The sequence below is a fragment of the Sphingomonas sp. DC5200-1 genome, assembly GCF_049897245.1.
GTDB classification, from domain to species: domain Bacteria; phylum Pseudomonadota; class Alphaproteobacteria; order Sphingomonadales; family Sphingomonadaceae; genus Sphingomonas; species Sphingomonas aquatilis.
The window spans coordinates 1-12,727 of sequence record NZ_JAFCVW010000021.1; the positions used below are offsets into that span (position 1 = coordinate 1).

Here is a 12,727-nt window from a genome sequence, read left to right on the forward strand (position 1 = left end):
CATCCCGATCTCGCCGCCTGACACACCGCCAAGCGAGCACCCTAGACCACCGGGATGAGGGGTCCTTTTTCGACGCCGATCACCCCGCTACCGGGGTCCCTTTTCCACGCCGATCCACAAGCATGGGAGGGCGAGCCGCCGGAGTTTCCGGTCGAGCCGTGGATCCACGAGGGCGACATCTGGCTGGCCGCCGATAGCCGGATCAGCATGCCGACCGAGCATGGCCGCATCCCGACGACCGACGCCGCGATGAAGATTCTCCCGATCACGCTGCGGTTCTTCCAGGAGCACGAGGATGGCGGTCCCGGCATGACGCCAACCTACCACTCCGAAATCGCCTTCGCCTGGGCTGGTGACACTCAACCAGCGAGCGCGACGTATCAGCTGGCGACCTCGTATCTGAAGGCGATGCACGGCCCTGCGTTCGAGAAATTTCCGACGATCAGCGACATTGCCGACATGATCGGCCGTATCGGCGCGCGCTACGCCGGCGAAACGGAGCGGCGCTTCGAGGCATTCGTGGTTGGTCAAACCCCGCACCGCACGGGCAACCCGCCGGTGCAGGTCTTCAAATTCGGATGTGATGAGGCCGGACGCCTCTATGGTCCGCGCGAGATTGACCTTTCTCAGCCGGGGAGCTTCCATCTTCTGGGAAGTCATAAACCGGAGATCAGTGCGGCCATCGACGGGGGTTTCGGCGGCAGCATCGAGTATGTGCCGGCGCGGGCGATCAAGGCGGTGATCGCGGCGGACGCAGGAAGCGATATCGGCGGCTCGATCGCCTTGGCGCGTGTAAGTGGCGGTAGCGTCGAGCTTTATCCCGGTTGGCGCGATCCGGACGATGGTCTCCCCCGCCCCTACGCCGACGAAGCGATTGCCCGCATCGGCGAATGGCGGGCTGGCGGGATCTTCGGCTGATGACGATAGACGACGATGAGCCGATAGCCGACGATCACTCGCAGCTAGATGATCGCCAGAGCCTGGTGAATGTCGCACAGGCGAACCTGCCGCTCGCCGGGCTTGGCATCGATGACCAGGAGCGGATCGCCCGCTACATGGAGCGTGCGTCGTCGTCGGCGACGCTACGTGCGTACCGGTCAGACTGGGCGATTTTCGAACAATGGTGCGCGGCGCGAGCGCTGGTCACCCTTCCAGCGACGCCAGTCACCGTTGCGGCCTTCCTGACCGATCTCGCCGATCAGGGCCGCGCGCGCTCGACCATCGGCCGACGGCTCGCCGCGATCATCTTCGCCCACCGCGCGGCGGGGCACCCGCCGCCGACCGATCAGGTGAACGCCAACATCTTGGAGCGCGCGATGCGCGGCGTGCGTGCCGATAAGCGCGACCAGCCGGTCGCGAAGAAACGCGCTGCTGACGGCGATATCCTGCGTGACATGCTGCGCGCAATCGATGGCGACAGCGTCCGCAGCTTGCGCGACAGGGCACTGCTCGCAGTTGGCATGGGCGGGGCGTTCCGCCGCTCCGAGCTGGTGGCGATCCGTTTTTCGCAGGTGACCGAGCTGGCCGAGGGTCTGCGCATCCATGTGCCGCATGCCAAGGGCGACCAGCTTGGACGGGGCGCCGACGTGGTCATTCCCGATCGCCGGCGTATCGCACCAGTCGCCTTATATAAAGCCTGGATATCGGCGGCGCCGATCACGGATGGCTTCCTGTTCCGGAAATTGACCCCACAAGGGCGCCTGACCGAAAAGCCGATGAGCGATCGCGGCGTCGCACTGGTGGTCAAAGCGCGCGCGGCCGCCGCGGGCTACGACCCCGAACTGTTCTCAGGCCATTCGCTGCGCGCTGGGTTCCTCACCGAGGCGGGACGCCAAGGCGCGAACCTTTTCAAGATGAAGGACCACAGCCGCCACCGGTCGATCGAGACGGTCAGCGGCTATGTCCGCGATCACGAAGCGTTTCGCGACCACGCCGGCGACAAGTTCCTCTGAAGATCGCGCAACGTGGCGATCCGAGATCCGATCCGGTTTGAGGGCACGCTCTGCGTCCGTCCAGTCAGGGCGGGTCGCTCGGCCGCCGCTGCGCTTTAAGATAATCGACCGGACGTCTTTGTCTGGTACCTGTTTATCTCGCTTAATCGGTTTACGGGTTAATCGGGTTACTTGCGTCCTTATTCAGACCGGACACCTCTGCCTCGTCCGAGGAGATGCATCTGTCTCCTCCCGACCAGGCAGAGGTGTCCGGTCGGTCAGTCTTGTCTTCGGCCTATCAAGCGCTCATCTGCGAGCCTACGGAGACATCGGATGAGTGACAAGATCGAAAGCGAAGATGGCCAGCTGGAAGCGGCATCCGCGGCGAAAGCGCCTCGAAAGTCGGGTGCGGCCGCCAATAAATGGGGCGCAAAGGTGATCGCGCTCGGGTTCTGCATGTTGCCTTCGCTGCTGCTTCGCGCGCAGCGACGTCTCGGGCTCAACCCGACCCAGCTTGCCGTTTTGATCCAGCTCGCCGATTTCTGGTGGGATGCCGGCCGTAAGCCCTTTCCGAAGAAGGCCGATCTTGCACTGCGCCTCAACCTCAGCGAGCGCCAGGTGCAGCGCTACATCGCGGAACTGGAGGAGGCGGGCTTCGTGCGCCGGATCGAACGCCGTGCGTCGCACCGTGGCAAGATCTCGAACGAATATGATCTTCAGGGACTGGTCGACAAGCTGGCCGAGATCGAGCCGGACTTCCGTGAGGCAGCCGAAGAAGCGCGTGCCAAGCGGCAGGCCGTCGCCCGCCCTGGCATGCGGCGCCGCCGACCAGCGGCGGCTCCGGCGGATGCGGAGGCCTGAGTGACGAAGGGCCTGAACAAGAAGGTGCTGTGCTTCATCGACGAGTCCGGGACCGCCGGCAGCGGCCCCTTTCAGCTCGGCGCGCTTTTCGTCCTCGCTCGGGAAGCCGGGCGTCTCGACAAGGCGTTCAGCGACCTGCTGCCGGCGGATGCAAACGAGGTCCATGCCGTGAAAATGGCGAACGGCTATCTTCAAGGACTGCTCGATCGCCTGCGTGCTGGCGCCGACCTCGATCGGGTGGTGATGATCAACCAACATTTTCAGGGGCGGCAGGGGGCCCCGCCGGTCGTCTATGCACAAGCGGTCGTCGAGACGGTGAAGATCGGCATGAAGCGGTTTCGTTCAGTGCTCGGGCGCGACAGCGTCGGCAACGTCGATGTCATCACCGACGTCAATCAGCATAACGATCACCCTGATTTTGATGCCGAGATGGAGCGGGCGCGCAAGGACGACGGTCGCTTCAGAGGCGTCAATCGGGTCGTCCGCCTTGATTCCGGGGCCTCCCGGCTGCTTCAGCTTGCCGATGTCGTGGCCTATGCGCGGCGCTGGATCGTGGATGGTGAGATGAACGCGCAGGGCTTGCGTGAAAAGTACGGGATCGATCTGCTCTGATACGAAAAGAGCCGCCCCGAAGGGCGGCTCAGAAACGTGTCAGGGAGAATGGTGGCCGGCAACCAGGGTTTGAGACCCTGGGTAGCCACAGCGCTCATCCAACACGGGGCCGGAATAAGTCGCTTTGCAGGTCTCCCTGCCCGCTCCATGTACGCGCTCGCCATGCCGGATACAAGTACCAGTGGTCACGCGTGTCCCGTACGGGAGCCGGCGACAACCTGTACCGGGTAGTCGTTAACGCCTTGTACTTGGAAGGCGGCGCCGCTTCTCCTCCCTTGCTGCCAGATCGGCCTGACCGCGGGTACGGCGACGCTAGGCAAAGCCGACGGCCTGTACCGCACTGCGACCGTGACAACCACCCGATCTCAAGGGAGCCAATCTGCCCGCCGCTACGTCCGCCTGTTTGCTGAATGACAGTTTCGCGGGATCGGTTCGCTACCGTTCGTTTCCCGCGGGCCGGCTGTTCTGCTGGAACGACGCGTCCCAACATGGATTACGGAACTTCTGGCGGCGAATCGCTCCATCCTGCAGGGTCGACACATGGAAATATCACCCGCTGGATACGACAAGACAGATGCCAGCGAAACCGCCACGGATAGCCCCGCGCGCTCTGACCGACCATCGCCTGTCGACCAATTGAGCGAACGGCAGCTCTCCTACCTCCGTCTCGTTTACCAGCATCGAAGTTCGAAGGAGATCGCGATGTTAACCGGGGCAAGTCCCCGCGCTGTCGATAAGCAATTGTTGAAGGCTAACAATTTGCTGGGCACCACGAGCCGGATCGACGCCGCCCGGATCGTCGCGGAGCACGATGCAGGGGTAGAGGCTTTGCCCCCTGCAATCGTCCTACCTAGCGATGAGCACGTCTTTCCTCTCCCACCGCCGTTGCCGACCGCAGGGGCGGCAGCGAACATGCTCACCTGGAAGCAGGCGGCGATCTGGAGTGCGATCATTGCGATCCTCACTCCAATCGGCCTGACCGTCGCGGGTATGGTGATGCTGACGCTGACGTTCCTGCTCGGCCTCAAGGTACGGTAGCGGCGCTGCGGCGCCCAAGGAGACGTAATGCAGGCACTCGAGAATACTGGTCGCATCGTGGCGGATGAACTTCGCAAGGCGGAGCGATCGATCAACCTGGCGGCGCGCGACACCGCCCAGTTCCTCTTGACGACGCTCGATGCGACGGAGGTTCATCGGCTCTCGCCGGCGATGGCGCAGCGAACCGTCAAAGCGACGGTAGCTGCGCTCGCTGCTCTGGTCGAAGGTCAGGATCAGATGGCGATGCGGGCTCACCCCTTCACGGAGCGGGTCGGCCGTCATCTCGGCCTGAACGAGACGAGCTGGGGAGAAAATCTCCCAAAGCCGCCGATGAACGCCGAAATCGAATCACCGGTCGAAGTGGCCACTGCCTGAAGCGAACCCGCGTATGAAAGTGGAAGTTCTACTCGCCTTACTGTTCAATGCGATAATGGCAGTGGTTCTTCTGTTCGCTCTCGTACGCGGCGGGAGGCCTGAGCGACTGGGTGTTTTAATAAACTTGGCGGGCTTCGCTCTCACGACCGGTCTGCGCGTTTATTCTACCAAGGTCGCTTGGGATCCCGGGCACTTTCCAACGTTGGTTGTGGACCTGGGAGTCGCCTGCGGCTTCTTTTGGTTAGGTGTGACGACTATCCGTTTCTGGCCGATCTGGGCAGCCGGCTTCGCGCTGGGCGGCCTGTTTATGAGCCTGTGCGGAGCGTTACTGCCCGGCATTCCACTCTTCGCCTATCACACAGGTCTCGGTATCTACGCCTATCTCGCGCTTGGCGCGCTTGCGCTGGGAACGATGCGATTGCCGCGTGATGCTGCGCCCTATCTGAAAAATGGATCGCGACGATCATGGCTTCAGCATCAGCGGGCGACGAACTGATCGACGTCATCGTCCGTCTTCCGCGTAAGGCCGTCGAGGAAAGCCTGCTATCTGCCGCCGCTGCCGGGGGCACGATCGCGGACCTGCGCCTTGGCGAAGCTAAGGCGATTTTGGCCGGGCGCCGTCGACGCACCCGCTGCTTTTCCGGGGCGCGCTTCCTCGATCCCAGCTGGGATATGATCCTTGAGCTCTATGTAGCGCAGGGCGAGCACCGTGACATCGCGGTGTCGCAACTCTGCTCCCTCAGCGGGGCGTCAATGACCACTGCGCTCAGGCATATCGAGCAGCTTGAAGCGGTCGGCTATATAGAGCGCATCCCCGACCCGGCAGATCGGCGCCGAGCGAACGTGTCGATGCTTCCACGGCTGAGGAATGCCGCAGAGGAGTGGCTCGATCTCCAGATCGCATCGTCCCGCGCGACCGGATAGCCGGCGATGAGAGACGCGTTAGTGAGCCACTTAGGAGACCCTATGGCGCTTGCAGCAGTAGCAGGAACGCGCGACCTGCCCGAGCAACGACTGTGAACTGCGGCGCCAACCTGTTACAGCGGCTCGTATGAATCTGCGCGAACTCCATGTCGAAACGACCCTCCGCGTGGCTCCCAGCATCGGGCGCGCGGTCGGTCCGCAAAAACACGAACTTCACTCCGATAGTGCGCTGTTCCGAGCGTTTTCCCTCGGTGGCACTCCCGCCCTTCGTGTTTTCGCGGACCTTCGCGAGCGGGCTTTCGTGCTTTTGCGGACCCGGGATTGGGCGGCATGACGGGCACCTCTCCCACGCAGGGCGACCTCTTCGTCCTCGACAGTCCGCTCCTCACCGAGGTTCGCGGTGAGCACTCACTCATGGCCTATCCCTTCTTTTCGCTGTCGAAGACTGCGCTGAAGCGCTCCTTAGTCTATAAGACTGACAGTGTTTCCATAGAGATCGGCCCTGGTCCCAGCGGTGTTGCCACAATCTATGACAAGGAGATCCTACTGTATATCGCGAGCTTGCTTGTCTCGAAGATGGATGCAGGCGAGCGCGTGGCCCAGGAGTTCTACTTTACGGCCCACGACCTCTTCCGAGTGACGGGGGTCAGCGGTTCTGCACGCTCCTATACACGCCTCTCTGATGCGTTAGGACGGCTTCAGGGTACGCAGATCAAGACGAACATCGAAGCCGGTGGCGAAGGCCAGACGGGCTTCTTCTCGTGGCTGTCCGAGGCGCAACTCCAATATACGAAGACACGGACCGGTGAACCACGTCTCAAGGGCGTGAAAGTCCGCCTTTGTGACTGGCTATACCGTGCGATCCTGCGCGATCGCCGGGTCCTCGAATATTCGCCGGACTATTTCCAGCTTGGTCCAGTCGAACGACGACTTTACGAAGTCGCGCGCTCCACCTGTATCGATGGTCCCGTGCAGATCGGATTGAACGATTTGCGCCTTCAGCTTGGCTATCAGAACACGCTGAAGCATTTTCGCCACGTTCTGCGTGGCATCGCGGACCTGGACTCGATTCCTGACTACCGGGTTTTGCTCAACGAAGCAGATGCTCCTGCAGTGGACGCCCCGAAACGCAGGGTCGCGGCCCCTTCCCTGGTCACGTTGACGCCGAAAAAGGCCCTTCTGTCGGCCGAGCAGACGACCAGCGACGCGATTCGCGACTGATTCGCGGACCGGTCCGCGAGAACACGAACGAGCGTCCCTCAAAGCACGAACTTTCGTCCGTCAAAGCACGAAGTAGCGTCCTCCAAAACACGAATGGACGTCCGTCAAAGCACGAACGGACTCCGCGTCGGTCCGTCAAAGCACGAACTTTTTCTCGCTTCGGTCCGCGAAAGCACGAGTCGTGCCCGCTTCCGAACCCCTGATTGGGCTGGCATCGTCCCTTAATGTTCTCCGCGGCCGCTCGGCGGCCAGCGTGAGACCGAACAGAAAGGGTGGCCGTGAGCACATAAACGAATGCCCGGCACGAAGGCCGGGCACCCAGAAATCGCAACGTGGCAGCGTCGCCAAACGCTGACCGGTCACTCAGAGATCTTCCACGTACCGGTTTCCGAGCCTCGGTTCAAGGGAGCGCGCTTCGCGCCACGCCTCTGTTTTGCCTGCTGACGGCCCCTCGAACGAGGGGACGAACGATGACCTATACCCAGAATGCCTTTACGGGGGGAACGGGAGCCCGACCGATCACGGCCTTCTCCCGCCAGATCGCACGCGCGCTCGAGACTAGGATTGTCGATGCGCCGACGACGGTCGACCGGAAAGCGGTGTTCGCCGTCGTCAAGCGCTCAGCAGCGGCGCTAGGCGTTGGGATCGGTGCGCTACAGACGCTCGAACACCTCATCAGCTACACCCATGCCGATGATTGGAAGGAAGGGCGCACGCCGATCGCCTGGCCAAGCAACCTCACGCTCGCTGAGGACGCCGGCAAGACGGTCAGTGCGATCAAAGCCCGTCTCCGGCAGCTCAGAGCGCTCGGACTGATCCTCGCGCGCGACAGCGCTCATGGACGGCGCACAGGCCGCCGTGATCATACGGGTGCAATCTCAACCGCCTTTGGTGTCGACCTCTCGCCGCTTCGCATCCGCTTCGAGGAGCTTCGCGAGCGCGCCGATGCCTATTCGGCACAATCTCGGCTCTTCAAGGAGGGTCGGCAGGAGATTGCCCGCGTTAGCCGGATTGTTGGTCAGGCACTCGCGCAAGCAGCCGATATGCGGTTGACGGGCCCGCGGTGGTTTGCCCTCCAGGAAGCCATCGATAGCGTGGCTGAAGCTGCAGCGCAGGCGCGTTCCGTGCGTGACAGTGATCTCTATCGGGCTGCACTCAGCCGTTTGCCGCACGTCGAGCAACTCGTTGCCACGACCATCGACGAATGTATGTTTCCTGAAGATAATGATGGGTCAGGGTCAAAAAATGAGCCCTTCATACATATACAAACCAGCCCTCACCCCATCAAAGATGTACGGGCTGAGCGAGCTTGTAGTTCTGATCCAATCGGTTCCGCTCCACCTCCAGCCGACCTCTCGGCGTCACCGTCGAACAGTCGCTTCAACACTCGTCCAGCAGAGTTGATGGAGATGTTCCCGACCACCGCGATGTACGTCGGCAACAGCAGACCCGCGTGGTCCGATATTCATCGGGCCGCCTCTCGGCTGCGCAACGATCTCGGGATCCGCATCGGGGTCTATGTGGACGCCTTGGAAAAGCTTGGGCCGGATGCCGCAGCGGTGGCGATCATGATTACCGCCGAACGCCATTCGCGGTCGGAAATTCGGCTGACGCCAGGCGCATATTTCACGGGAATGATCGGCAAGGCAAAGCGCGACGAACTCGATCTTGCAAAGAGCCTGTGGGGATTCCGGACCGAACGAATGGCAGCACACTGACAAACCTGACTTGGCGTCCAATAACGTCCTGTGGTAAACGTGGACTATGTCTCGACACGGATCCATTCAGATTTTCACCTGCACCTGCGGTCCCAAAGGCGGGCGATGAGGTGGCTGGCGCTGATCGTCGGTGCAGGGGTGCTTGCCGTACTTGCATGGTGGCACGGCGGTTTGAGCCATGCGATTGGCGCGCCGTTTTCGGGAAACGCCCGATGCGATGAGCCGTTTTGCGAGGCTGTCCAGAGTCTCGCGTCGACGATCCTGCGTCCGCCGCTTCCGCTGGGTATCGATGGACGATTGCCGCCGCCCGATGTGAGAGGCTCGATCGACGCTCGCATCACGCAAGGGAACATTGGGAGGACGATCTGTCGACCGGGATATTCCCGATCGATGCGCCCCTCCTACGGTGTCACCGGTCCCCTGAAGCGGCGGATGATGCAGGCGCAATATCCAGACGGACGATTGGCCGACTATGAGCTTGATCACCTCATTCCGATTTCTCTAGGCGGCGCACCATTCGATGCCGGCAATCTCTGGCTTCAACCGCGCCGCGGACAAGCGAATGCGGATGACAAGAATGCACTCGCCTTCGTTCTGTGGCGGCTCGTGTGCGAGCACCGGCTTCCGCTAGCAACCGCGCAACGAGCCATCAGTCGCGACTGGCTGGCGGCGTACGAGACCTACGCAACACCTCAGAACGTCACGAAATACCATTTCCAGCCGCGCGCGCTGACAAAGAGCGACTGATCGCGCGACCCCGCCTGTTCAATTGAGTGAGTCACTGGAGAAGAGCATCATGCCCCAGAATATCGCTGAATTCCGCATCATCGGGCGTGTCGGCAAGATCAACAGGCGAGAAAAGGTCACGTTCGTGAACGTTGCAGCAAATTACAACCGACGTGATGGCGACGAATGGAAGCAGGATACCCTATGGAATAGCGTCGTGTGTTTCTCGAACCTGACCAACCAACTGGAGGTTGCCGGCGTCGGTGATCTTGTCCATATCACAGGACGCGTGCGCGAGGGGCAGCATGGCGACACCAATGATACAGGCTACCGAACAGAGCTCATCGCCGACACCTTTTCGGTTCTGGCCAAAAGTACCGGCGAACAGGTGTGAGGCTCTGGCCAAGCGATCGGCTGGCGGTCGTCACGCCCTTTCAAACTCGGTATGCCGGGATCGGCAGATCATTCGCCGCATTTTCTCCTTTCGTTCTCGGTGCGCATGATTCAGAATCGTCGCATGCCGATCCGTCCGGAACATCGCTGGCTTTATCCGATCGACTGGCCCGAGATCAGCCGGATCGTACGCTTCGAACGTGCAAGTGGTCGTTGCGAACATTGCGGACGGCCGCATGGCCGACACGTTGCTCAGCTCAAGGATGCGAAAGGGGTCTGGTGGGACGCCGACGGGCGTTCCTGGCGGGATGGACGCGGCCGCGTGTTGCGACGGCCTCCCGCTTTTGTTGCTCTAGACGCGATCTGCATCACGCGCAGACCGGTCTACCTGGCCACAGCGCATCTCAATCACGATCCGAGTTTCAGCGGTCCGCGTTGGCGAAACCTCGCCGCCCTCTGTCCGCGCTGCCACATGATCCACGATGCGCCAGAACATCGTCGCCGTCGGTGGTGGAACGCCTTTCGACGCCGCGCGCTCGGCGACCTCTTCACAGGACGTTACGGTTAGCTAGCCGCCCAAGGGCGTTCATGCGGCGACGCCGCGCGCGCACGAGATCAGTTCCTTTCAGTCTTTGGCTCTTCGCTCGCCGTCCAGAGGCGAGGGCGACGATGACCCTGCGGTTCGAAGTTACCGGAGTGTCAGGAAATGATCGCAGTCCAGCACGATGCCGGAGCTCGGCCGATGCCTAGACTGCCGCTCGACGCTGAAGTCCGCGCAAAGACGATCGTCGAGCGCCTTGGCGGGGTATGGCGCGGCACCCGTGGCGAATGCCGATGCCCAGCACATGACGATGTGTCGCCCAGCCTCTCGGTCAGGCTTGGCGATAGCGCCATCCTGTTCCACTGCTTCGCCGGGTGCACCACCGCCGAGGTGCTCAAGGCGCTGCAGCGGCAACGCCTTCATGATCGCGCGCCGCTCGACATGCCTGCCAAGGAACCGCGGCGCGACATGAGTGCGCTTGCGGTTCGATTGTGGCACGCGAGCAAGCCGGTCGTCGGAACGCTGGCCGAGACGTATTTGCGCGCCCGCGGACTGACCGGACCCTATCCGCGAAGCTTACGGTTCAATCCGAAGACCGTGCTTGGCTCTGGCTCCGACAAGCGGGTCATGCCCGCATTGATCGCAGCCGTAGAAAGTGACCTGGGCGTGATCGCGGTGCAGCGGACCTTCCTCGATCCGGTCGACATCCTTCACAAGCCAATCCCGAAGCCCAAAGTTGCGCTCGGACTCCTAGGTACCGGCGCCATCAGGCTTGCACCCGCGACGGACGAACTTGGTCTCGCCGAAGGCATTGAGGACGCACTGTCTGCGATGCACTGGTTCGGTACGCCGACCTGGGCGCTGGGCGGCGTGGAACGGCTCGCATTCGTCGCTATCCCCGAAAAAGTGCGCAGGATCATCGTCTATGCCGATCGCGGGCCGGCGGCAGCGCGGCTCCTTGAGAAGGCACGCGAGCACCTGTCCCGTCACCGCCGTGAACTTGTGGCACATGTGCCCGATGTTCACAACGACTGGAACGATGCCTGGCGCGCCAAGCGCGTTAGAGACTCATTCGCCCGACGATGACGCAGGACGAGGGACCGATTGCCGCAGAGCGGCACTGCGCGGTCGCTCGCAATTAACGGCGGGGTGATGCATCGTCGGAAGATGGCGCGGCTTCGCTCGCCGCCCCATCCCCGTCCCTCTCTCACGGGCAGAGCAGGATTTTGCCGCTTCGTCCGACACGGGCATCGTGCGTGAGCGCAAGACCGATTTCCGCCAGGGGGTAGCGGGCAGCGATCGAGATCGCGGCACGGCCGACCCGTATCTCGTCAAATACAACAGACATCAATTCGTCGAGCTGCGCTCTCGATATGGCATGAACGATATCCCGCAGTCTGAAGTATTGTGCTGTGGTGGCGCCCGTCCCGGCCAGCGGCTTCCCTGACATCAAACCATAATGCAGCATCTGGCCGCCCGGCACGACCGCGGCCGCCAGATCGCATCCCGCGCGGCCGCCAACCGCGTCCATGGCTCCATTGAGCCTGGGCATTGGCGTATCGCTCCAGACCACCTCAGCAGGTTCGCAGCGGAGGCTTTCGGCCGCCGACTGCGAGCGCACGATGGCAACCGCGTGCGCCCTCGTCGATGCGATCATGCGGATCAGGATGCGACCGATTGCCGACGCGGCGGCGGTGATTCCGACCGCGTCTCCTGGCTGCGGGGCCATCCTACGCACCATCAGTAGGGCGGTCAGGGGATTGATATAGGCGGTCGCGGCCTCGTCATCGTCGACATCGTCCGGCACCAGGATGCACCAGTCGGCCGGCAGGACCTTCAACGTCTGCCAGCATCCCGCACTGCCCAAGGGTAACACGCGCCGACCGATTAGCCCGGGATCGACATTGTCGCCGACCTCTTCGATCGTTCCCGTCCCCTCATAGCCTGGCACGAACGGAAGCGACGTTCGCGCAGCATAGGCACCGGCAACGGGGATCAGGTCGGATGGATTGATCGGCGTTGCCGTCATGCGCACGAGAACCTCGCCGTACGCTACCGGCGGTCTGCCGAGCGGTTCGCACGCGAGCACCTCCATCGGAATGCCAAAGCGATGCGCGATCATTCGCAGCGGTGGCTGCGTCACAAGCTTCTTCCTTGTATTGTGTAGGCGCCCACACCGTTGCCTTCGCGGCACCTATCATACTCCTGGCTCGGGCGAGCGACAGCGTGCGCGGTTCGAGGACCGGTGTTAGGATGGTCGAAATCGGACGAGACTGTTGAAAAAGGATCGCGTGGGATCAGCGTGGTGGATGACAGGTGACGCCGGGCACCGGAGGATGCGCCGCGTATCAGGCCGGCGCGGCCTGCCGGGCCAGCAGCTGGAGGTT

15 protein-coding genes are annotated in these 12,727 nt (G+C 62.4%); 14 read left to right on the forward strand and 1 reads right to left on the reverse strand.

Annotated elements, in window-relative coordinates:
- Positions 1-54: 54 nt before the first annotated feature.
- The 14 genes from ACP7A3_RS20370 to ACP7A3_RS20435 all read left to right on the forward strand — a co-directional run bounded on the left by ACP7A3_RS20370 (position 55) and on the right by ACP7A3_RS20435 (position 11,426).
- Positions 55-918: a hypothetical protein gene (locus ACP7A3_RS20370; RefSeq protein ID WP_426257001.1), complete on the forward strand. Its 864-nt coding sequence runs from the start codon at positions 55-57 to the stop codon at positions 916-918.
- A complete protein-coding gene (locus tag ACP7A3_RS20375; protein WP_082049422.1) occupies positions 918-1,952 on the forward strand; it encodes a site-specific integrase in 1,035 nt (344 codons plus the stop codon). The genes ACP7A3_RS20370 and ACP7A3_RS20375 overlap by 1 nt, the downstream gene beginning before the upstream one ends.
- Positions 1,953-2,264: 312 nt before the next feature.
- On the forward strand, positions 2,265-2,792 hold the full coding sequence (locus ACP7A3_RS20380; protein ID WP_043061524.1) for a helix-turn-helix domain-containing protein: 528 nt from the start codon (positions 2,265-2,267) through the stop codon (positions 2,790-2,792).
- Entirely contained in the window at positions 2,793-3,404 is a 612-nt protein-coding gene (locus tag ACP7A3_RS20385; protein WP_043061525.1) for a DUF3800 domain-containing protein, read from the forward strand. It abuts the gene before it with no gap.
- A gap of 540 nt (positions 3,405-3,944) precedes the next feature.
- Positions 3,945-4,442, forward strand: a complete 498-nt coding sequence (locus ACP7A3_RS20390) for a LuxR C-terminal-related transcriptional regulator (RefSeq protein WP_082049410.1) — start codon at positions 3,945-3,947, stop codon at positions 4,440-4,442.
- Between the two features lie 27 nt (positions 4,443-4,469).
- The gene (locus ACP7A3_RS20395) at positions 4,470-4,817 is read left to right on the forward strand and encodes a hypothetical protein (protein WP_043061526.1); all 348 of its coding nucleotides are present in this window, start codon (positions 4,470-4,472) and stop codon (positions 4,815-4,817) included.
- Between the two features lie 13 nt (positions 4,818-4,830).
- The gene (locus tag ACP7A3_RS20400; RefSeq protein WP_082049413.1) at positions 4,831-5,313 is read left to right on the forward strand and encodes a hypothetical protein; all 483 of its coding nucleotides are present in this window, start codon (positions 4,831-4,833) and stop codon (positions 5,311-5,313) included.
- Positions 5,283-5,741 (forward strand): MarR family winged helix-turn-helix transcriptional regulator, encoded by a 459-nt coding sequence (locus ACP7A3_RS20405; RefSeq protein ID WP_061781136.1) that lies wholly within the window; start codon positions 5,283-5,285, stop codon positions 5,739-5,741. The genes ACP7A3_RS20400 and ACP7A3_RS20405 overlap by 31 nt, the downstream gene beginning before the upstream one ends.
- Positions 5,742-6,071: 330 nt before the next feature.
- A complete protein-coding gene (locus ACP7A3_RS20410) occupies positions 6,072-6,962 on the forward strand; it encodes a replication initiator protein A (protein WP_043061531.1) in 891 nt (296 codons plus the stop codon).
- 470 nt (positions 6,963-7,432) lie between these two features.
- Positions 7,433-8,680, forward strand: coding sequence for a plasmid replication protein RepC (gene repC, locus ACP7A3_RS20415; protein ID WP_082049419.1), 1,248 nt, complete (start codon positions 7,433-7,435; stop codon positions 8,678-8,680).
- 105 nt (positions 8,681-8,785) lie between these two features.
- Complete coding sequence (locus tag ACP7A3_RS20420) at positions 8,786-9,427, forward strand: hypothetical protein (protein WP_240456353.1); 642 nt, start codon at positions 8,786-8,788, stop codon at positions 9,425-9,427.
- A 49-nt stretch (positions 9,428-9,476) separates the two neighbouring features.
- Complete coding sequence (locus ACP7A3_RS20425; protein WP_043061535.1) at positions 9,477-9,800, forward strand: single-stranded DNA-binding protein; 324 nt, start codon at positions 9,477-9,479, stop codon at positions 9,798-9,800.
- A 123-nt stretch (positions 9,801-9,923) separates the two neighbouring features.
- Positions 9,924-10,367 (forward strand): hypothetical protein, encoded by a 444-nt coding sequence (locus ACP7A3_RS20430; protein ID WP_082049424.1) that lies wholly within the window; start codon positions 9,924-9,926, stop codon positions 10,365-10,367.
- A 138-nt stretch (positions 10,368-10,505) separates the two neighbouring features.
- Entirely contained in the window at positions 10,506-11,426 is a 921-nt protein-coding gene (locus ACP7A3_RS20435; protein WP_240456351.1) for a DUF7146 domain-containing protein, read from the forward strand.
- A gap of 121 nt (positions 11,427-11,547) precedes the next feature.
- Here the strand turns inward: ACP7A3_RS20435 and ACP7A3_RS20440 are convergent, their stop codons facing one another.
- A complete protein-coding gene (locus ACP7A3_RS20440; RefSeq protein ID WP_133178099.1) occupies positions 11,548-12,483 on the reverse strand; it encodes a zinc-dependent alcohol dehydrogenase family protein in 936 nt (311 codons plus the stop codon).
- Positions 12,484-12,727 lie beyond the last annotated feature (244 nt).